We start from the raw sequence: 1,510 nt of genomic DNA, 5'->3' as shown, positions 1-1,510 counted from the left end.
CCGAAGCGAACGGGGCCCGGACCGGCCGCCGGGCCGTCAGACGCCGGCGGCCACGCGCAGGGGCGGTGCCATCTCGGAGGTGCGGCCCACCGGTTCGGAGTGGCCGTAGAGGCCGCGCTGCTTCGGGTTCGGGCTGAGCCGGTCGGTCAGGCCGATCACGGTCTCGGCCGCCCCGAGCAGCAGGGCGCCCCCCGGTGCGAGTTGGGCCGCGAGCCGGGCCAGCACGTCCGACTTGGTCGGCGCGTCGAAGTAGATCAGCACGTTGCGGCAGTAGATCACGTCGAACTGGCCGAGCGACGCGAAGCTGTGCAGCAGGTTGAGCTGGCGGTAATCCACCATGGAGCGCAGGCTCTGGGCGATCTGCCACTGCTCGCCGATCTGGGTGAAGTACTTGATCAGCCACTGCACCGGCAGGCCGCGCTGGACCTCGAAGTGGCTGTAGAGGCCGAGCTTGGCCTTCTCGATCACTTCGGTGGACAGGTCGGTGGCGACGATCTCCACCTGCCATCCGGCGAGCCGGGGCGCCGCCTCCTGCAGCAGCATGGCCAGGGAATAGGGCTCCTGGCCGGTCGAGGCCGCGGCGCACCAGATCCGAAGCCGGCGCCGGCTGGCGTTGCGCGCCAGGGCCTCGGGCAGGATCGTATCGCGGAATAGGTCGAACGGGATGCGGTCGCGGAAGAAGAAGGTCTCGTTCGTGGTCATCGCCTCGACCACGGCGCGCTCGATAGCCCCGTCCTGGCCGAGCTTCAGCGTGCCGATGAGGTCGCCGAGGGTCGCAAGCCCGAAGCGCCGGCAGACCGGGGTCAGGCGGCTCTCGACCAGGTAGCGCTTCTCCGCGGTCAGCGCGAGGCCGGAGCGCTGCTTGAGGAAGCTGCGCAGGTATTCGAACTCGAGTTCGGTCATGACGGCTGCCCCGTGATCAGGGCGCGCAGCGCCGTCGCGAGTTCGGGGAGCGGCAACACGGCCTCGGCGAGGCCGGCCCGGGCGACGCTGCCGGGCATGCCCCAGACGGTGCTGGTCGCCTCGTCCTGCGCCAGGACCGGGCCGCCCGCATCGGTGAGCGCACGCGCGCCATTGGTGCCGTCCGAGCCCATCCCGGTGAGGATCACCGTCGCGGTGGCGGCGCCGAACACCACGGCCGCGTCCTTGAACAGCACGTCCACCGCCGGGCGGCAGAAGTTCACCGGCGGCCCGTCGGTGAGCCGGATCGTGGGACCGCCGGGTCCCGCCACGAGCCCCATGTGGCGCCCGCCCGGCGCCACGTAGATCCGGCCCGCTTCCAGGCGCTCGTCGGCCTTGCCCTCGGCCGCGCGCAGTCCCGTGCGGGTGGAGAGGTGCTCGGCGAAGACGGCCGTGAAGATCGGCGGCATGTGCTGGACGATCAGCACCGGCACCCGCCGCAGGGCGGCGGCGCCGATCCCCTCCAGCATCTCGCCCACCGCCCGCGGCCCCCCGGTGGAGGAGCCGATCAGCAGGGCGCGGGGCTGGGTGCGGTTGCGGACCTTCGGCC

At 72.3% G+C, this 1,510-nt stretch carries 2 protein-coding genes; both read right to left on the bottom strand.

From position 1 onward, the window contains the following. Positions 1-36 precede the first annotated feature (36 nt). Positions 37-903, bottom strand: coding sequence for a protein-glutamate O-methyltransferase CheR (locus FV228_RS29350; protein WP_147857677.1), 867 nt, complete (start codon positions 901-903; stop codon positions 37-39). Continuing rightward, on the bottom strand, positions 900-1,510 hold a 611-nt coding region (locus FV228_RS29345; protein ID WP_147857676.1), incomplete at its 5' end, for a CheB methylesterase domain-containing protein. The genes FV228_RS29350 and FV228_RS29345, both read right to left, overlap by 4 nt.

Origin of the sequence: Methylobacterium sp. WL18, assembly GCF_008040015.1 — a bacterium.
Lineage (GTDB): Bacteria > Pseudomonadota > Alphaproteobacteria > Rhizobiales > Beijerinckiaceae > Methylobacterium > Methylobacterium mesophilicum.
Note: the sequence above shows the minus strand (reverse complement) of the source record. Positions and strands in the feature narration are given on the sequence as shown.